Here is an 18,934-nt window from a genome sequence, read left to right as displayed (position 1 = left end):
GCGCCCTTCTGTCCCGGCGCTGCCCTATTTGAGCCTGTGTGGCGCTTAATGAAAAGGGCAAAAACCAAACGGCAGATTGCGGGCCCACGGGGCGCCGGGTAGCGTGAGGGGCAAAATCACGAGAGGGCGCGTCAGATGGACCACGCAGGCGATGGGATGGACCTTTTCTTCACGCCGGATACCTGTGCGCTGGCCTCACTGATCGTGTGTTATGACGCGGGGCTGGATATCACGCTCACCCCGATTTCCTTCGCCAAGGGCGCGCAGAAGGATGAGGCATATCTTGCCGTTAATCCCAAGGCGCGGGTGCCCGCCCTGCGCTTCGGGCCTGATATCCTGACAGAGACGCCCGCGATCCTCGCCTATCTCGCGCAAATTGCGCCGGAGGCAGCATTGGCCCCGTCTGACCCGATGGAATTTGCGCAGGCACAGTCGTTTAACGCCTATCTGTGCTCCACCGTTCATGTTGCCCATGCGCACCGGATGCGCGGCAGCCGCTGGGTGGACGGGGAGGCGCATCTGGAGGCATTGCGGCGCAAGGTGCCGCAATCCGTCGCCCATGCCTTCACCTATATCGAGGAGCACGCCCTGCGCGGGCCATTTGTGCTGGGGGAGCGGTATTCGATCTGTGATCCCTATCTGTTTACGCTTGCCAATTGGATGGAAGGCGATGGCGTCGATCCCGCGCAATTCCCGCGCATCACGGCCCATCGCAACCAAATGGCGCAGCGGGCGACTGTGCGCCGGGCGCTGGCGGTCGAAGCAGAGGTCAGGGCAGCACTGGCCTGACGGTCCATTCGTTTCTGTTTGCGACCAATCCATCCTAGTGCCCTGTTTTTGCAAGAAAGCGTTCAGCACTACGGGGCATTGGGTATTTGCAGGACACATTCGCACGGCTAACGTCACGATGCTTTGTAACGCCGGGTGGTGAGTCTCTTGCAGGACGAGCCCTGAGACACCGGCACAATGGGAGGATGACATGGACCGTCGTTCATTTCTTAAGAATTCCGCACTTGGTGGCGCAGCAACCGCTGCCGGTGCAACCCTTGCAGCACCTGCCTACGCGCAGGGCCGCCGCACGCTGACGCTCGTCACCACCTGGGGCCGTGGCCTCGCGGGTGTGCACGACAGCGCGCAGTATTGCGCAGACATGATCACCGCAGCGACCGATGGTCAGCTGACCGTTGATCTGAAGGCCGCGGGCGAGCTTGTTGGCGCGTTCGAGAGCTTTGACGCTGTGGCCTCCGGTCAGGCGGACATGTATCACGGTGCGGACTACTACTGGGTCAACCAGCACCCGGCATGGGCGTTCTTCACCGCTGTGCCCTTCGGCATGACCGCTCAGGAAATCCAGAACTGGTACTACTGGATGGACGGCAAGCAGAAGCACCACGAGCTTGGCGAGATTTTCAACATCAAGCCGTTCCTCGCGGGCAACACCGGCGCGCAGGCGGGTGGCTGGTATCGTCAGGAAATCACTGGTCCTGAGGATTTCAACGGCCTCAAGTTCCGTATGCCGGGCCTTGGCGGTCAGGCGCTGGGTCGCCTTGGCGCATCCGTGCAGAACCTTCCCGGCGCGGAAGTGTATCAGGCACTGGCCTCTGGTGCCATTGACGGCACCGAGTGGATCGGCCCGTGGGCGGACGAGAAGGCAGGCTTCCAGGAAATCACCAAGATTTACTACACCGCAGGCTTCCACGAGCCGGGCGCGGCGCTGTCTCTCGGCACCAACCTCGACGTTTGGAACTCCCTGTCGCCGAGCCATCAGGCAGTGATCGAGAACGTGTCCGCAGCGGCACACTCCATCAACCTCGCTCAGTTCATGGCGGAAAACGGTGCGGCTCTTGAGCGTCTGCAGTCCGCTGGTGTGCGTGTTCTGGAGTTCCCGGACAGCGTTTGGGATGCATTCGGTGCAGCCAGCCAGGAAATCATCGACGAGAACATGGGCGACGAGCTGTTTGCAGATATCGCCAATTCCGCGATGGACAGCATGCGCAAGTCTTCCGGCTGGATCGCGAAATCCTCCGGTGTCTACACCGCGCAGCGCGATCGCGTGATGGGCGGCTAAAAGACGGGGTCCCAACCAGACATGTCCCGCTCCGGTATATCCGGGGCGGGACATTCCCGTATCCGGCCCTGATCTGTGTCAACGCGGACACGGATTTGGTGCGGATACATAATGCACACCCACCCAATCTAACAGGCGTATGTGATGGACCTTATCCTTCTGTTTTTCAGCGAGTTTTGGGCCGGATTTTCCGGCATCTTCAAAGCATTGGCCAATCCATCGGCATGGCTCGACTGGTCAGACAGCACCGCGAAGATGCGGTTCATCTATTACGGTGGCTCGACGGAGTTCTTCTTCGCCGTGTTCAGCGTTCTGACCATCATCACCCTTGTCGGCGTCTATTTCCGCGGCTTCCTGTGGAAAATGGTGGTCGGGGTGGAGTTCATGCAGAACGCGCTGGGTCGTTTCTTCGCTTGGGCGGGCCTTTTGATGGTGCTGCAACAGGTGATGATCGTGTTCTTGCAGCGCGTGTTCCGCGTGTCTGAGATTTCGGTCGGGCCGTTTGGCTCTGTCTTTACCCGTGATCTGAGCTGGTATGCCGAAGAATTGAAGCTCTATAACGCCATGATCGTGGCGCTGTGTTGCGCCTATACCTTCGTGCAGGGCGGCCATGTGCGGGTTGACCTGTTTTATGCCGGGATGCGCCATCGCGCCAAGAAGATGGTGGATATGCTTGGCTCCGCGCTGTTGTTGATGCCGACCATGACCCTTGTGTGGTTCTTTGGCTGGTTCTTCATGTGGCGCCATCTGGTGACGCCAAAGATCAACACGACCGATAGCCTTGAATCGCTGGAGCGCAAGGCGCGGCTCTTGAAATGGAATGTGGAAACCATCGGGTTCAGCCCGAACGGTTTTGACGCCTATTTCCTGTTCAAGATGCTGATCGTGGCCTTTGCCGGGCTGATGTTCATTCAGGCGTGGTGCTTCTTCTGGCGCTCGCTGCTGGAGTTCATCGAAGGGCCGGAAAGTGCGGGCAAGCATCTCGACCTTGATGAGCTTGAAGACGAAATCGCGGCCAAAGTCGCGGACATTCACTAAGAATAAGGGCAGGAAAACCCCATGCTTTTTGGTCTCGACGGCATTGAAATTGGCCTCATCATCACCTTCGCCTGTCTGTTCGGGGCGATCATGTCCGGCTATCCGGTGGCGTTTGCCATCGGCGGGGCGGGGCTTGTCGCCTTTGTCATCATCGCCTCGCTCGACGCGTCGGGCATCCTGATTACGGAAAAGATCGACACGCGGTCCGCGGAATACCTCGCCCTGTTGGATGAGGGGGTCAGGCGGGATGCGATCAGTCATTTCAGATACCCCGAATTGCCGGTCTATGAGAGCGCGCTGTTCGCGAATGGCTGGCAGGATGCGGTGACGCGGAACCTGGGCTTTTTCGTCAACCGGATGAACGAGCGGGTCTTTGCCGGCCCGTCGATTGAGACGTTGCTGGCCGTTGCCATGTTCGTCCTGATGGGCATCACGCTTGAGCGCTCCCGCATCGCGCAGGATCTGCTGACGACGATGGCGCGGGTGTTTGGCCCGTTGCCGGGTGGTCTGGCGGTGTCCATCGTTGTGGTGGGTGCGTTCCTTGCGGCCTCCACCGGGATTGTGGGCGCGACCGTGGTGACCATGGGCTTGCTTGCGCTGCCGACAATGCTGCGCAATGGCTATTCGCCGGAATTGTCCACGGGTGTGATTGCCGCGTCAGGGACGCTTGGGCAGATCATTCCACCCTCCATCGTGATCGTTCTGTTGGGAACACTCGCGGGTGACATCTATTCCACCGCGCAGGAAGCACGGGCGCAAAACCTGCAATGCCCGGACGCGCTGACCTATCTGGGCGAAGCGGCGGTTCTGTCTGTCGGCACGCTGTTTCAGGCGGCGATCCTGCCGGGTATTTTCCTTGCGGTCCTTTATGGTGCCTATGCGTTTGGTTTCGCGATCCTAAACCCGGAGAAGGCCCCGCCTGTCGACCTTGGCGGCGGATCCACTTATTCCGCCGCGCGCGGCCCGAACCATGGCCTGATCTGGTATCTCGCCGTGCCGGTGTCCATCGTGCTTTTTGCCATCGGCTCCAACATGGTTGGCCTGTCCGGTTCGCAGGATGTGCGCGTGTCGTCGGTGTCCGAGCAGGGCGATCAGGCGGTCTTGCGCACGAATGTGCCGCCCACCTGTCAGGAGGCGATGATCAATCGCCACGGGCAGGAGATGTGGGATCTCGCCGTTGCCCAGCAGGCCGCGATTGACGCGGCAGGCGGCACGGAATTGCAGCGTGACCTTACTGACGAGGAAATCGCGGCCAACCGTGCGGCGGCAGTTGCCAATGCGGCACCGCTTTCCTCCTCCCTGATGGCGCTGTGGGTGATTGCGGGCCTGATGTTCGCTACCTCCTTCGGCGTGGCACCGCAGCAGGACCGTACGCCGCTTCTGATCGGGGCGGGGGGTATTCTGCTCGGCATGGTGTTTGATGCGGCCTTTATCGGGCCGCTGACCTCACCCGGTACGGCGCTGCTGATCCTCGTCGTGCCGCTTGTCATGATGGGGTATGGCGCGAAAGCGGCTGTCAAATGGCTGGGCGAGAATGAGCTGTTGCGCGTGGTCTTCCCACCCCTGGTCCTGATCGTGGCCGTGCTTGGCTCGATCCTTGGCGGGATCACGAACCCGACGCCCGCCGCGGCGCTTGGGGCTGCCGGTGCGATCCTGTTGGCGGGCTATCGCCGCATGGCGGAGGATGGTCCGGGGCGCGGTAAGCCGGTGATCATCACCGCCTTCGCCATTGTCATCATGCTGCTTGCGGGCGTGAATTTCGATCTGCGCGTGAACATTGAGGAAGTCAGCTTCGAAAACTGGATCGCCTTCATCGTCGCGATGATCTGCTATCACATCGCGATCGGTGGCATCCTCTATTCCTGCTGGATCCTGTTCCGCAAGCGGGTGCTGACCCCGGTGGTGCGCGAAACCGCCAAGGTGACGTCGATGGTGTTCGCGATCCTGATCGGGTCGCAATTGTTGAACCTCGTCGTCATCTCCTATGGCGGGGAGCATTACATTCAGGAATTCCTCAAATCCTTTGATGAGGAATGGCTGGTGTTCCTTGTGGTGATGCTGGTTCTGTTCATCCTCGGCTTCGTGCTCGATTTTCTTGAGATCATCTACATCGTGGTGCCGATTGTGGGGCCGGTGATCTATGGCGGGACGCTCGATCCGAAATGGGTCACGATAATGATCGCGGTCAACTTGCAGACCTCGTTCCTGACACCGCCTTTCGGGTTTGCGTTGTTCTACCTGCGTGGGGTCGCCCCGCCGGAGGTCACCACGGGCCATATCTATCGTGGTGTGATCCCGTTCGTGTTGATCCAGGTGCTTGGCCTTGGCCTGCTGTGGGCCTTCCCGGATATCGTGACGATTGTGCCTGATCTGCTGAAATAATCGGGACAGACTGAGCAGCGACAAAGGCCCGCATCCTGAAAAGGGTGCGGGCCTTCTTCGTTTCGTGTGGCGTGAGGCCGTCAGATATCGGTGACGCGCGGCAATTGGATCGCTGCCACCTGATCCTGAATCGGATCAGCGGTCAGCGGATGCTTTTCTGTATCGACCCGCGCGATCTGGCTCAGATCGGTCCATTCGCCCTGATAGAAAATCTCCAACGGGCGGAACCGCGATTTATATTGCATCTTGGGGCTGCCGGGCACCCAATAGCCCAAATAGACGTATGGTAGGCCCATCTCTGCGGCCAAAGCGACATGATCAACGATCAGATGCGTGCCGACACTGCGCGGCGCGAGGCTCGGCTCGAAAAAGCTGTAGACCATCGACACCCCGTCCTGCAGCACATCCGTGAGGCAAACGGCCTTGAGCGGGTGGCCCGGTTCCGTGGGGTCATTGTATTCGATCACCCGGCTCACGACCGGGCTTTCCTCCACCATGGCGGCGTATTCAAACATGTCCATATCCGCCATGCCACCATCGGCGTGGCGCGCATCGAGGTAGCGGCGGAACAGGTCATATTGCTCCTCCGTCGCCCATGCGTTCATCACGTTGCGCTCAAGCATCTCGTTGCGCTTCACGACCCGGCGCTGATTGCGGCTCGGTTTGAAATCGGCCACCCGAATGCGCGCGGACAGGCAAGCAGAGCAATCGGCACAGGACGGGCGATAGAGCACATTCTGCGAGCGGCGAAATCCCTGCTGTGACAGCGTATCATTGAGCGCCTGCGCCGACCGGTTGGCCAGCGAGGTGAACAGCTTACGCTCCACCCGCCCCTCAAGATACGGGCAGGGCTGCGGGGCCGTCACATAGAATTGCGGCATATGTGTTTGCAAATGGCGCATAGCGCAAACCTTGCCTTGGGGAGCGTGCCCTTATCCTGAGCGCAAGCGCTGGTGGCTGTCAATGCGCCAATGTGGACGCGAAATAGCAAAAAAAGAGCCCGCACCGGGGTGCGGGCTCGTCAAGTCAGGGGGAGAGTTGGGTCAGGCTGTTCGGTTGATCGCGACCGTCCCGAGCAGAAGGTCATGCAGGCCCTGACCGCGCGGCGTGGCCAGCATCAGCACGATGGATATCGCCTGTACGATCATGAACAAAAGGCTCAGCGTATAGGCCAGCGTGTGCATGACTGCGTCCGACCCGTTGAACCGATCCCCATGGGCGGTGCGCAATTCGATGCCCATCACCCGCATCCCCCATGTGGCCGACTGGCCGGACAGGGTCAGCACCCGGTAGACAAAACCGATCACGGCGAAGGCGAGCGGCCAGAGCCACCATGCCAGCGTGAGCGTCAGAATACCGGCAAGGAAGGTAAGGACACCGATAAACACGCCATCAATCAGCCAGGCGATCAGGCGCTTGAACGGGACACCGGCATAAAACCACGGATGCTGATCCGGGTCGGGCAGGGCGTCAAACGGGGCGGAAGGGTCGGAATACATCGGCGACAGGTCCATCAAACTATAAGAAACGACAGGGTGGGGGAGGATGCCCGCCCGCCATTCGGATGGCGGAGGGGCAGGGAGTAGGGGTTAGCCAGCCTGCGGCTCCGGCCCGTTATCGGCAGGGCGGGACCGGCGCTGATCCATGAACTGGTCAAACTCGGTCTTGTCCTTGGCCTGACGCAGACGGTCAAGAAAGCCTTGGAACGCTTCCTGCTCTTCTTCCAGCCGCTTCAGCGTCTCTTCGCGATAGGCGTCGAACGCGTGATTGCCGGTGGGTGCGAAACGATCACGGCCCCAGCCGCGATGGGAACGGGATTTGTTGCAGGACATGCGGTTGCTCCAGATCATGTAGAAAAGAATGGCAAGGCCAATCGGCCAGATGAAGATGAATGCAAGGATCATGGTCGCGATCCACGCGCCTTTCCCCTTGCTGTCGAGCCAGCTTTCGGCGGATTTCAGGTAATGCGCGGGGCTTTGCATCGAGGGGTCCTTTCAATGTTAATGTTAATCACATTTACAAAGATGGGGGACAGGTCCGCGCAGATCAAGAGGGCGTGATCAAAAAAGTTAAGCCTATTTACATTGGGTCGGCGGCAGGGGTGTGAAACAGCCGCCCACGCTCGGTCAGCAGGATCAGGATGAGCGTTCCTAACCCCGATCCGACATAGCCAATGGCAAGCGGCATGACCGATCCGTCAAAGGCTTGCCCGATGACAAAACCGATCCCCGCACCGATCAGCACCCCCATCGCCCCCACGAAAGAGGAGGCCAGCCCCGCGACATGCCCCTGCGGCTCCATCGCCATGGCATTGAAATTCGAGAACACCATACCGACAAGCAGCATCATCACCACAAAGAGCGGCAGAAAGATCATCAGCGACAATGCCTGATGCCATTCCAGCAGCAGCATGAGTGTGGACAGTATGAGGAACAGGATCACCGCCCCGTGGCTCAACAGCCGCATCCCCAGCCGCTCCACCAGTCGCGAATTGGCGTAAGAGGACGCGGCAATCGCAAGGGCCACAGCCGCGAATACCACCGGAAAGAATGTGCCAAGCCCAAACACATCCCCCAACACCTGTTGCGCGGAATTGATAAAGCCAAAAAGCGCCCCGAAAAACACACCAGCCGCGAGCGTATAGCCCACCGTCTGCCGCGACCGCAGGATCGAACGCAAGGCAGACAGGATCACGGTCCGCTCAATCGGGCGGCGCATCGCTGGATCAAGGGTTTCGGGCATCCGGCGGGCACAGATCACCAGCACCGTGCCGCTATAGATCGTGAGGAACGCAAAAACCGCCTGCCATGGGGCCACAAACAGGATCACCTGACCCAAGAGCGGGGCCACCACTGGCACGGCCATGAACACCATAAGCGTCAGGGACATGACCCGCGCCATCTGCCGCCCGTCATAGCAGTCTCTGACCGTGGCGGTCGCGACCACGCGAGGTGCGGCAGACGCCAATCCTTGCGCCAGACGCGCGGCCAGCAACAACTCGAAGCTCGGCGCGACGATGCAGATCACGGTGCAGATCATATAGACCGCCACACCAGACAGCAGCACCGGGCGCCGCCCGAACCGGTCCGCCAACAACCCCATGAAAAACTGACCCACTCCAAAGCCGATCAGATAGGCCGTGATCACCACCTGTGCCCGGTTTGGATCATCAAGCATGAACCACGCGCCAAGTTGCGGCAGCCCCGGCAGCATGATGTCAATCGCCAGCGCATTCAGCCCCATGAGAGACGCAATAACGGCAACAAAGGCAGTAAAGCTCAACGGAGCGTGTTTCGGTGAAGTCGTGTGTTCGGCCATGCCCTAGCGGTATCAGGCAAAAACGACGCCGACCATAATCTTGCTGTGAGAGGAGCGTGAATAATGCGCTGTCGCGACCCGGGGCGCTGTTAATCCGGCGAGATCAGGCCAAGCCCGCGCAGATAGACCAACGTTCCCGTCTCCAGCAATTCCTCGGGGGAGAAGGGCGCGCGCTGGCCCGGCTCCCCACGCGCGAACAGCTCCACAATCCCGTGAGACAGCGCCCAGATATGATGGGAAATCATCGAGCTTGGCGGGCGGCGGTCGAGGGGCAGATGCGCGCTCAGAGCCTCTGCCGCGCCGGTCAGAACGCTCATTGCGCGATCTGCCGCCATTGACAGGTCCGCATTGCGGGAGATCGCGACGCCACTCTCAAACATGGCGATGTAATGTCCTGGATGCTGACGGGCAAAGGCGAGATAGGCGCGGCCCACCGCCTCGAATGCCGACAGGGGGGAGGGGTTGCCCGCGTCATGCGCGGCCTCCATCACGTCCGCGAACATGTCAAAGCCCTGCCGGGCAACCTCCTCGATCAAGTCCTCGCGGCCTTTGAAATGGCGATAGGGTGCGGCGGGGCTGACACCGGCAATCCGGGCGGCTTCCGCAAGGGTGAAACCCTGCGGACCCTTCTCCTCGATCAGGCTGAGGGTTGCATCCACCAGCGCCTGTCGAAGATTTCCGTGATGATACCCCTTGCGAGGTTTCTTGGTGTCCTGTCCCATAGGGGTGATATAAGCGGTCTAGAGCGAAATGCCCATGATCTCCGGCCCGCCGGTGATCTTGGGGTCAATCTGGCCAAGCGCTTTTTCGTCTTTCCCGTCATAGGGCAGCCCCAATAGGATCGTGCGGATCGCATCGAGCCGCGCACGGCGTTTGTCGTCAGAGCGGATCACGGTCCATGGGGCCGTGTCACGATGCGACGCGGCGAAGGTTTCGCTGATCGCGCGGGTGTAGTCGTCCCATTTGCCAAGGCCCTTCGCGTCAATCCAACTCAGTTTCCACTGTTTGAGCGGATCGGCCTCCCGCGCGAGGAACCGGCGCAATTGCTCCGCCCGCCCGACATTGAGCCAAATCTTGAAGAAATGGATGCCTTCATCCGCGATCATGTCCTCAAATTCCGGCACTTGGCGAAAGAAATGCGCGCGCTGTGTGGGGGTGCAAAAGCCGAACACATCCTCCACCACGCCGCGATTATACCACGAGCGGTCAAAAAGCGTGATCTGACCGGCGGTCGGCAGATGCTCGATATAGCGCTGGAAATACCATTGGCCCTGCTCGGTCTCGGTCGGTTTGGCAAGCGCCACGGTTTTGACAACACGCGGGTTCAGGTTTTCGCGGAAGCGTTTGATGGTGCCGCCCTTACCCGCCGCGTCCCGGCCCTCAAACACCACGACAACGCGCGATCCGCTGTCGCGCACCCAAGCCTGCATCTTGACCAACTCACGTTGCAGCGCGTCATAGGCCGCGTCGTAATCATCCCCATCCATCCGCTTGTCATAGGGATAGCCGGGGTCGAGCACGTCTTTCTTGCCGCCCTCGTCGATCTGGTCGCGGATATCCTTGGGGGCGTCATTGGTGAAATAGGCGCTGATGGCCCCGTCAAGCGGTTTGGTCACGGGTTCCTCCCAAGCTTTTGTCATAGAGTGGCGCGGCAGCCGGACAGGCGCAAGCGTTCAAGCGGCGCGCAATCGGGCAAAAGCGTCGAGCACGGTTTCAGGATGGGTGTGATGCGGCATGTGTCCCACCCCGTCCAGCCGCGTGAGAGTGCCGTGTGGCACCGCGCGGATCAGATGGTCGGCGTGGATGTCACAGGGCACGATGGTGTCCGCGGTGCCATGGATCATCTCGATCGGCATCGGCAGCTCGGCATAGCGCGGGATCATGCGGCGGATCACGTCTTTCAGGCGGGAGATATCGGCGGCGGTCGCGCGCACGGTCTCCCGACGCAGGGCCAGCGGTGCGCCAAGGTGGGCTGGGTATCCGTCGGGCATCGCTTGCGGGGTGAAGATGCAAGGCAGGCGCGTGCGCACGATGCGCGGGCCGATCAGCGGCGGCAGGGTCGCGGCCAGCGCGGCGCCGATGATCGGTGTGTCGAGGATTTCGTAAAGGCGGCCCGCCGATCCCTCCCATTCGTGGCTGGGGGCCGCGATCAGGCAAAGCCCCGCCACATCCTTGGGCGCATCGACCGCCCATGCCAGCGCAACCGCGCCGCCATAGCTGTGCCCCGCGATCAGGGGGCGCGACACACCGAGTGCCGCCAGTGCCGCCCGCAGCAGCGCAGCCTGCCCATGGGGATCGCCCCGCTTCGCGATGCCATCGGTATAGCCATGGGAGGGGCGGTCAAAGGCGATGACGTCATGATGCTGCGCCAAAGCGCCGGCAAGGTGAAAGGTCCAGTCCCGCAGGTTCCCATTCGCCCCGTGGATCAACACCACGGGTTGCCCGGCCCCTTGCCGCCAGTAATGCACACGCCGCCCGCCAATGGTCACAAATTGCCCTTGCGGCGGCCAGATGGCCTCCGCTCGTGTCATGTGTCGAGCCAATGGAAATCTGTGGTCTGGTAAATCTGGTTGATCCAGTTGCCATAAAGAAGATGCGCATGGCTCCGCCAGCGGTTTTCCGGCGTCTGTGCTGGATCGTCGCCGGGGTAGTAATTGCGCGGCAGGGCGATGGCAGTGCCATCGCGCACGTCACGGTCATATTCGCCCTTCAGGGTGTCGCTGTCATATTCCAGATGGTTGAACATATAGAGCGCCCGGTGCGCCTGATCCTCGACAAGGCAGGGGCCTGCGTCCTCACTCGAGACCAGAATGTCGAGGGGTCGTGTGGCGAGGTCTTCGGCACGGGTTTCCGTCCAGCGGCTGACGGGCACCACGAAATTGTCCGAAAAGCCGCGCAGATAGGGGCTTGCGGGGACGTTCACCTCATGGCGGAAGCAACCGAATTTCTTTTCCGGCAATTCGTGTTTCGGAACACCGTGGAAGTGATGCAGCATCGCCTGCGCGCCCCAACATACCGCGAATGTCGAATGCACATGGGTCTGGGTCCAGTCAAAGATCTGGCGCAACTCGTCCCAATAGCTGACCTCGGTGAAGGGCAGCAATTCGATGGGTGCACCGGTGATGATCAGCCCGTCAAATTTCTGCTCCCGCACGTCGCGCCACGGCTTATAGAACGCCTCCATATGCTCGGGGGGGGTGTGGCGGCTTTCATGTTCGCTCATGCGGATCAGTTGGAATTCGATCTGCAAGGGCGTTGCCCCGATCAGGCGGGCAAACTGTGTCTCCGTCTGGATCTTCATCGGCATCAGGTTCAAAAGCCCGATGCGCAAGGGCCGGATATCCTGCACCTGAGCACGGCTCTGCCCCATCACCATCACGCCTTCCGTTTGCAAAACGGAATAAGCGGGAAGCTGTTCGGGGATGGTGATGGGCATACGTCTGATCCTTATTTGCGGGACGCAAGAAATAGGGCGAACGGGGCAAGCGTGCAAGTCACGCGCGCGCGATGGCCTCCCCGATCAGGGCGACGAAATCCTGCTCGGTGCGCACGCTGCGCACTTCATCGGCCTCAAGCGTGATGCCATGGCGGGCCATGGCGGCATAGCGCGCCTGACGGGAGGTCAACAGCCGCCTGTACGACCAGCGGATGAACTCATCCGGGTCCACCTCAAGCTCGGTCGCGCCTGTCTCATCCTGATAGGCCTGCCAATTGGCCAGCAACTCTTGCGGTTGGTAATACATCGGCTTGGGCGCGCGATCGAAACGGCGGGCAAGTTCGTCGGCATGCGCCGCGCTTCCCTTGATCCACACTGGCAAAAGGTGTGTGGACAGCGCGCTGAGCACCGGATCATCAGGATTGTCCGGGTCCACCACCTCACAGATCGAGCCGCCCGTGTCACAGACGAAATGCTGATAGCCATAGATCGTTTGCGCCTTGTCGATGAATCTGACGGTATCGAGAAGGGCCGCGATCTCAGCCTCGCGGTGCTGATCCTGACGGTGGCAATATTCTTCAAACGGAATGCCGCCTCGCGCCGGATCACCGGGCTTGCCCAGATAGGTCGACAGCGGTGCAAGATTGTCGAACGTGATGTTGGACGCGATATAGATCGAGTCCGTCATCAGAAGTTCCCGCAGGAACGGGCTTTTCATCGCCTCCCGCTTGAAATTATCGACGATATGTTCGCCCATATAACGGGTGCCGATGCGGTAATCGACGGAGTAATGGAACCAGCCGCCCGTGTCGCGCAGCATCTGCGACAGGAACGTCTTGCCCAAGCCGGACATGCCAAACAGCGCCACGCGCCGGTGGGGCGCGGCGTGCCACGCGTCTGCGGTTGGATAGAGCATGTGTCACCTCGGACCAGATCAGCGCCCCAAGGGTTAGCGCGCGTGGCCGCGTTTGAAAAGGGACAGCACGCGCCCGTTCAACACCAAAAGCCCCAGCGCGATCACGCCAAAGCCGAGAAACGCGTTGGCTGTCAGCGCCTCACCCAGCACCAGCGCCCCAAGGGTGATCGCAATCGGCGGCATTATCAGCGTGACAAGCATCAGATTGCCCGATCCGACCCGCGCGATGATCCGGTAATAGAGCAGATACGCCCCCGCCGTGGCCGCAAGCGCATAATAGAGGATCGCGCCCCATGTCTGCGGCATCAGATCAAAGGAGGGCGTCCCGTCGAGGATGAAGGCCGCAGGCAGGGCAATCAGGCTTGAGCCGGTCAGCATCCCAGCGGCCGCCACGATGGGGGGCAGGCCGCCCAGCCGTTTGCGCGCCCAAACCCCGGCAAAAGCATAGGACAATGTCCCAAGCAGCACGGCAATCTGCCCCAGCGACGTAAGATCGAAGCCAGACAGGGCTTCCGGCCCGATCACGATGACAACCCCGCCAAAACCGATCACGACGCCCGCACCTCGGCGCAGGGTCAGGCGCTCGTCGGGCAACAGCATCGCAGCCACGGTCACGCCGAACAGGGCGGTGGTCGCATTCAGGATCGAGGTCAGGCCGCTTTCGATATGAAGCTGACCCCAGGCCATGAGGGAGAAGGGAATCACATTGTTCAATAAACCCATGACCAGCAACGCAGCCCAGATACGCCAGCCGCGCGGCACGGCCTCGCCCCGAATGAGGACGATGATCCACAAAGCAAGGGTCGCCCAGCCGACCCGGTGCGCCACCGAGGTGACGAATGGCACCTCGTCGAGCGCGACCCGGACGGCCAGAAACACTGCCCCCCAGATCAGCGCCAGAAGGCTGAGTTCAAGCCATGCGATGGTGGGGATGCGGGATGAAGCGTTCATTGGCGGACCCTAGCGGCGATTGCTGTCCGCTCACCACCCGAATCCTGCGCCGCAATGAAAAAAGCCCGCCGGGATGGGCGGGCTTTCTCCAGTTCAAATGAGACGCGGATCAGAGTTTGATCCCAACCCGGACGCCCACGGACAGCGCGCTGTTGCCGCTGAAGTTCCCGAGGCCCGCACGGTTCGCGTCGCCCAGATCGGTGTATTGAATGCCAGTGCCGATCTCGAGGTTGTCCTTGGAGTATTCCACACCGATTGCATACCCGGTCCGCCCGTTCGCCGGTGCAAAGACGCTGCCGCCGGTTGCCCCGTTTTCTTCCGGCTGCCAACTCACGCGGAAAGAGCCTGCCCAGTTATCATTGAACCGGCGGCCAACGCCGATTGCATAATCCAGACCGTCATTGGCATAGCTGACGATCGGGTTGCGGGTCGCTTGGTTATAGATCGTCGGGCGCAGTTCGTATTCCGACCAGTTGGCCCAGCGAACGGAACCGAACAGGAGCGTGTCAGCCATGATCCCGGTCTGGAACTCAAGGTTCACGGCCTCGGGATATTTGGCCTTGGCTTTGTTGGTCCCGGCAAGGTTGACGACCGCACCACCAGCACCGGCGGGCAGGACAGTCACGGCTTCGGTTGCGTCGACCTCGTGGTCAACGGAGCTGTGATAGGTAAGAGACACGCGCAGGGCGATTTCCGGCTTCTCGAACGCCGCACCCAGAACATAGCCGGCGCCTTGGCTGGTATCCGTGTCAATCGTGTAGTTGCTCGCATAGCGTGTCGCCACACCCGCACCAACAGCCGCCGCGTTCAGCGCGTTGCGGGAGATCGTGGCATCCGCACTGATTTGCTGAAGCGAAACGCCGCCATGAACGGAGAAGCCGCCGTCCATCTTATAGCGCAGAAGGCCGGTCAGGGCGAAGCTGTCGATATTGGCCTGCGTGCCGGAATAGATGGAGCCGGACGGACCATAAAGCGGGTTCGCGCCATAAGGCTCGTCAAGGATCACGGCATAGGACAGGTTCTCGTTGAAATCTGCCTTATAGCCCGCGCCGATTGCGATATAGCTGTCAGCCGCACTTCCGGTTGCCTGATTGGTCGGGTCGATCCCCGTCACATCCGGGTTGGTAAAGCTGCCGCTGAACTGCAGATACCGACCTTCTTCAAAGATGATGCTGATCGGCTGCCCGGAGCGATCCTGCCCGCCTGCGATTGCTGCTGTTGTCGTGACCGCAAGGGCCGCAACCATTGCGGTTGTCCGCTTCATCAAGTTGGGTCCCATGACCTCCCCCTATGTAAGATGCGCGCATTATTATTGCGCCTGTTTCCGTTTCTCACGCTATTTCGGGGGAGGGTCACCGGTCAACGATTGACGTAGCGTTATTGGCACTTGAACTGCGCCGTTACGTTGCGTGCAACCGCGAAAATGCGATTTGCACTTGCTAATCAATGTCTTTGAACAACTTCAGGTAGAAAAAAGCGCGCCCCGCCGATATGGGCGGGGCGCGCGAAAATCAGTCGGATCAGATCGCTAATTTTATTTCGCGACAGCGTCGATGGAGGTTTGCAGAATGCTTTCCGCTTCGGCCTTATCACCCCATCCGATGACCTTGACCCATTTGCCGTCTTCCAGATCCTTGTAGTGCTCGAAGAAATGCTTGATCCGGTCACGGGTTTTCTGCGGGATGTCCGTCAGATCCTGGATATGGGCCTGGAACGGATCAACCTTCACCACCGGCACGGCGATGAGCTTGTCATCCATGCCGCCGTCATCTTCCATCTTGAGCACACCAACGGGGCGGCAGCGGATCACGACACCGGGCTGAAGCGGGAAATCGACGATCACCAGCACATCGGTCGGATCGCCATCCGCGTGCAGCGTGTTCGGCACAAAGCCGTAGTTGCAGGGATAGAACATGGGCGTGTTGACCACCCGGTCCACGAAAACCGCGCCGCTGTCCTTGTCGATCTCGTATTTCACCGGCGCGCCGCCAGAGGCACCGCCGGTGATTTCGATCACCACATTAATGTCATGGGGCGGATTTTTGCCAGCCGGGATTGCGTCGATATTCATGGGTCTCTCCAATCATTGAGCGTTGGAGGGGCAATAGCATGCAGGTTTCAGCGGGGGAAGGTATTACGCGCGGACATTCTGTCGCCGTTGCTCGGCGCGCAGGTTCACCAGATTGGCGCTCAGGATCAGAACAGCACCAATCACCATCACCAGATTGATCGTCTCATTGTAAAAGAGATAGCCAACCAACCCGATCAGCGGCAGGCGGATAAAATCAAGCGGGGCCACGAACGTCGCGGGGGCCAGCGACAGCGCGGTCGTGATACAGAAATGCGCCGAAAGCCCCGCAACCGACACGATAACGACAAAGGGCAATCCATTGAGCGAGGGCAGCGCGATATCCCCATCATAGCCCGCGCAGACCAACGCAAAGATGGACTGCGTGACCGTCAGCCAAAACAGGATATTGAGCACAGAATGGCCGCGCTGTGTCAGCCGCTTGGTCACCATCAGGCTGACCGCGAACCCAATCGCGGAACCTGCCGCTGCGATCACGCCGCCACTGATCTCGATCTGGCCGGGTTGCGCCACCAAAAGGATGCCCAGAAAACCAATGGCCACGGCGAGGAGTCGCGCGCGAGTATACTTTTCGCCCAGAAAGATCGGGGCCAGCAGGGCGATCCAGAGCGGCGTCGTGAACTCAAGCGCAAACAATTGCGCCAAGGGGATCACGGCGACGGCGAAAAACCATAGGTTCTGTCCGGTAAAATGCCCGATATTGCGGAACAGATGCAGCGGCATGTCCCGGCGTTCAATCTCCGCCGTGCGTTTCATAGCGACCGCAATCGTCGTGATGATGACCACCCCGATAAGGGAACGGAACAGCATCAATTCAAACGTATCAAGCTCGACGGCAATCGCCCGCCCGGCCAACGCCATGGAACTGAAAGACAGCGTGGCCCCGATCATCCACAGGGCAGCACGCAAGGGGGCGGTTTTGGGCATCGGGCACTTCCCTTTCGGGCTGTGCCCGGATCACGACTTAGCTGCGCGCGCCGAGGATGCGCGCCGTCTCGATCGTCAGGATGCTCGAATCCAGACCATTTTCAAGCTGATACGCCCGGATCGCGGCACGGGTGCCGGGGCCGTTGATCCCGTCGATTTCGCCCGTATAGAGCCCACGCTCCCGCAGCGACCGCTGCACATTCGCGATGAGCGTGCCGGTTTGGTCGGTGTCGCAGACGACATTGCTCCAGACCACACGCTCGGGCCGCACTTCGACGCGCCGCTCAACCGTGCGGAAGCGGGCGGGCAGGGTGGTGGCCTCGATCCGCTCGGGCGTGTCGATCACCTCGCGCTCCACGGTTTCGATCCGTGCGGGCACGACGACTTCTTCGGTCCGGGCGGGCTGTACGACCACGCGGCGCGGCACCTGCTTGGTCACGGCGGGAATGGTCTCAACACGGGTGGTTTCTGGCGCGACCAGCTCCTCGCGGGTGATCGTTTCGAATTCCGCTGGGAATTCGATCAAGCATTGAAGCCCGCCATCCGCCGTCACCCGATTGCCAAGGAATGTCCCGCCAAGTGCCTCTGACCCGACCGGGAACACCCGGTTACAATCGCGCCAACTGCGGAACGCAGGGCGGACAGGGCGGCGCTCAACCACTGTGCGGAACTCCGCCGGGACGGTCACGGTCCGCTCGCGCGCGGGCTCCACAATCACCGTTTCCATGATGGTTTCATAGACCGGCGGGATGACGCGGAATTCGGTATAGGCTTCTTCGACGACGACCGGGATTTCCTCGGTCCGGGTGGTGGCCGGGATCACCTCAAAGGTCTGGGTGGGCGGCACGTCCACGACGCGCTCCTGCACGGTCTCGAATTGCGGTGGTTCGGTGACTTGCGCATAGCATTGGCCGGGCACCGGATCGGGCGGGCCGATCGTGTCATCGGTCACGGCCACCCGCACATCCAATTCTGGTGTTTGTGGCGTCACGCCAACGGCAAAGCCGGTGCCAGTCGGGGCTGCTGCTGCCGCGCGCGTATTGGCGAGGGCGCTGGCGGCCGCTGCTGCTGCTGCCGCGATGGACGCATCCCCACCGCCAACATTGATCGGTGCCGCCGGAGCACTGGCGGGGGTGGACGCGGCTGCTGCCGCTGCCGCTGCGGTCGCCGCTTCATTCTGGGGCGTGCCGGTTACGGCAGCAAGCGCCGCATTCGGGCCGGTTGCCACAGCGGCCGTGGGACGGGTGATCGTGCCATCCGCGTTCAGCGTGCCCTGCGCTGCTGCAAGTGCTGCGGCCGCTGCCGCGATATCCTGCTGGTTAACGGCACCGACGGTCTGATCCGCCTGCACATTCGCCAAAAGCGTAGAGAAGAAGCCGGGCCGCTCCGCCGCACGGCTGGAGGTGCGCTGGGCGCTCACAATCACGGAGACCGCCTGATCGGTCGTCAGCGGATCAAGCCCGCGTTCCTGACGCGCGGCATTCTGCTGCTCGATCAGGGCATTGAGATCGTCGATGGGGCGGGACGCATCCGGGTGCGGCTGGGCGCGCACCAATTCCGATTGGTTGAGGTTGTCCCGCTCCGGCAACACATAGTCACCGCATCCCACAAGGACACCGGCACAAACACTCGCCATCAGAATCGTTTTTATCTGCATCAGTTCTGCCCGTTACCCGCGCCGCCCGTCGACTGACATGCGCATACCTGCCCAAGCCCTGATAAGGCTTTTTCACGTCTATACGTCAACGCGGGGCGCGTATCAACAAAATGCGTCCCGAATCCAATGGGTTTCGTGTCGTTATGCTGGAT

Annotated in this window: 18 protein-coding genes; 4 read left to right on the top strand and 14 right to left on the bottom strand. The window is 60.9% G+C overall.

Annotated elements, in window-relative coordinates:
• Positions 1–135 precede the first annotated feature (135 nt).
• The 4 genes from FHS89_RS09190 (at position 136) to FHS89_RS09175 (ending at position 5,488) form a co-directional block, all read left to right on the top strand.
• Complete coding sequence (locus FHS89_RS09190; RefSeq protein WP_221229357.1) at positions 136–789, top strand: glutathione S-transferase family protein; 654 nt, start codon at positions 136–138, stop codon at positions 787–789.
• 190 nt (positions 790–979) lie between these two features.
• Positions 980–2,068, top strand: a complete 1,089-nt coding sequence (locus FHS89_RS09185) for a TRAP transporter substrate-binding protein (RefSeq protein ID WP_184010890.1) — start codon at positions 980–982, stop codon at positions 2,066–2,068.
• Positions 2,069–2,212: 144 nt separating this feature from the next.
• Complete coding sequence (locus FHS89_RS09180) at positions 2,213–3,106, top strand: TRAP transporter small permease subunit (RefSeq protein ID WP_184010888.1); 894 nt, start codon at positions 2,213–2,215, stop codon at positions 3,104–3,106.
• A 21-nt stretch (positions 3,107–3,127) separates the two neighbouring features.
• Positions 3,128–5,488, top strand: coding sequence for a TRAP transporter large permease (locus FHS89_RS09175; protein ID WP_184010886.1), 2,361 nt, complete (start codon positions 3,128–3,130; stop codon positions 5,486–5,488).
• Between the two features lie 80 nt (positions 5,489–5,568).
• Here the strand turns inward: FHS89_RS09175 and FHS89_RS09170 are convergent, their stop codons facing one another.
• The 14 genes from FHS89_RS09170 to FHS89_RS09105 all read right to left on the bottom strand — a co-directional run bounded on the left by FHS89_RS09170 (position 5,569) and on the right by FHS89_RS09105 (position 18,782).
• Complete coding sequence (locus tag FHS89_RS09170) at positions 5,569–6,390, bottom strand: arginyltransferase (RefSeq protein ID WP_184010884.1); 822 nt, start codon at positions 6,388–6,390, stop codon at positions 5,569–5,571.
• A gap of 141 nt (positions 6,391–6,531) precedes the next feature.
• A complete protein-coding gene (locus FHS89_RS09165) occupies positions 6,532–6,987 on the bottom strand; it encodes an RDD family protein (protein ID WP_184010882.1) in 456 nt (151 codons plus the stop codon).
• Positions 6,988–7,077: 90 nt separating this feature from the next.
• Positions 7,078–7,470: a DUF2852 domain-containing protein gene (locus tag FHS89_RS09160; protein WP_184010880.1), complete on the bottom strand. Its 393-nt coding sequence runs from the start codon at positions 7,468–7,470 to the stop codon at positions 7,078–7,080.
• 97 nt (positions 7,471–7,567) lie between these two features.
• Positions 7,568–8,770: a multidrug effflux MFS transporter gene (locus FHS89_RS09155; RefSeq protein ID WP_221229355.1), complete on the bottom strand. Its 1,203-nt coding sequence runs from the start codon at positions 8,768–8,770 to the stop codon at positions 7,568–7,570.
• Between the two features lie 125 nt (positions 8,771–8,895).
• Complete coding sequence (locus FHS89_RS09150; RefSeq protein WP_184010876.1) at positions 8,896–9,528, bottom strand: TetR/AcrR family transcriptional regulator; 633 nt, start codon at positions 9,526–9,528, stop codon at positions 8,896–8,898.
• Positions 9,529–9,546: 18 nt separating this feature from the next.
• Positions 9,547–10,422: a polyphosphate kinase 2 gene (gene ppk2 / locus FHS89_RS09145; RefSeq protein ID WP_184010874.1), complete on the bottom strand. Its 876-nt coding sequence runs from the start codon at positions 10,420–10,422 to the stop codon at positions 9,547–9,549.
• Between the two features lie 57 nt (positions 10,423–10,479).
• Positions 10,480–11,337 (bottom strand): alpha/beta fold hydrolase, encoded by an 858-nt coding sequence (locus tag FHS89_RS09140; protein ID WP_184010872.1) that lies wholly within the window; start codon positions 11,335–11,337, stop codon positions 10,480–10,482.
• The gene (metA, locus tag FHS89_RS09135; protein WP_184010870.1) at positions 11,334–12,242 is read right to left on the bottom strand and encodes a homoserine O-acetyltransferase MetA; all 909 of its coding nucleotides are present in this window, start codon (positions 12,240–12,242) and stop codon (positions 11,334–11,336) included. The genes FHS89_RS09140 and metA overlap by 4 nt, the downstream gene beginning before the upstream one ends.
• Before the next feature lie 58 nt (positions 12,243–12,300).
• The gene (locus FHS89_RS09130; protein ID WP_184010868.1) at positions 12,301–13,158 is read right to left on the bottom strand and encodes an ATPase; all 858 of its coding nucleotides are present in this window, start codon (positions 13,156–13,158) and stop codon (positions 12,301–12,303) included.
• A gap of 33 nt (positions 13,159–13,191) precedes the next feature.
• Positions 13,192–14,109, bottom strand: coding sequence for a DMT family transporter (locus tag FHS89_RS09125; protein WP_184010866.1), 918 nt, complete (start codon positions 14,107–14,109; stop codon positions 13,192–13,194).
• 109 nt (positions 14,110–14,218) lie between these two features.
• Positions 14,219–15,373 carry an OmpP1/FadL family transporter gene (locus FHS89_RS09120; protein ID WP_184010864.1) on the bottom strand — a complete coding sequence of 385 codons (1,155 nt, stop codon included), beginning with the start codon at positions 15,371–15,373 and terminating at the stop codon, positions 14,219–14,221.
• 270 nt (positions 15,374–15,643) lie between these two features.
• A complete protein-coding gene (ppa, locus tag FHS89_RS09115) occupies positions 15,644–16,180 on the bottom strand; it encodes an inorganic diphosphatase (RefSeq protein ID WP_184010862.1) in 537 nt (178 codons plus the stop codon).
• 63 nt (positions 16,181–16,243) lie between these two features.
• Positions 16,244–17,125: a DMT family transporter gene (locus FHS89_RS09110; protein WP_184010860.1), complete on the bottom strand. Its 882-nt coding sequence runs from the start codon at positions 17,123–17,125 to the stop codon at positions 16,244–16,246.
• Positions 17,126–17,162: 37 nt separating this feature from the next.
• The gene (locus tag FHS89_RS09105) at positions 17,163–18,782 is read right to left on the bottom strand and encodes a peptidoglycan-binding domain-containing protein (protein ID WP_184010858.1); all 1,620 of its coding nucleotides are present in this window, start codon (positions 18,780–18,782) and stop codon (positions 17,163–17,165) included.
• Between the last annotated feature and the right edge of the window lie 152 nt (positions 18,783–18,934).

Source organism: Rubricella aquisinus, assembly GCF_014199445.1.
Lineage (GTDB): Bacteria > Pseudomonadota > Alphaproteobacteria > Rhodobacterales > Rhodobacteraceae > Rubricella > Rubricella aquisinus.
The sequence above is the reverse complement of the archived record's forward strand: the minus strand, read 5'-3'. Positions and strand labels throughout refer to the sequence as shown.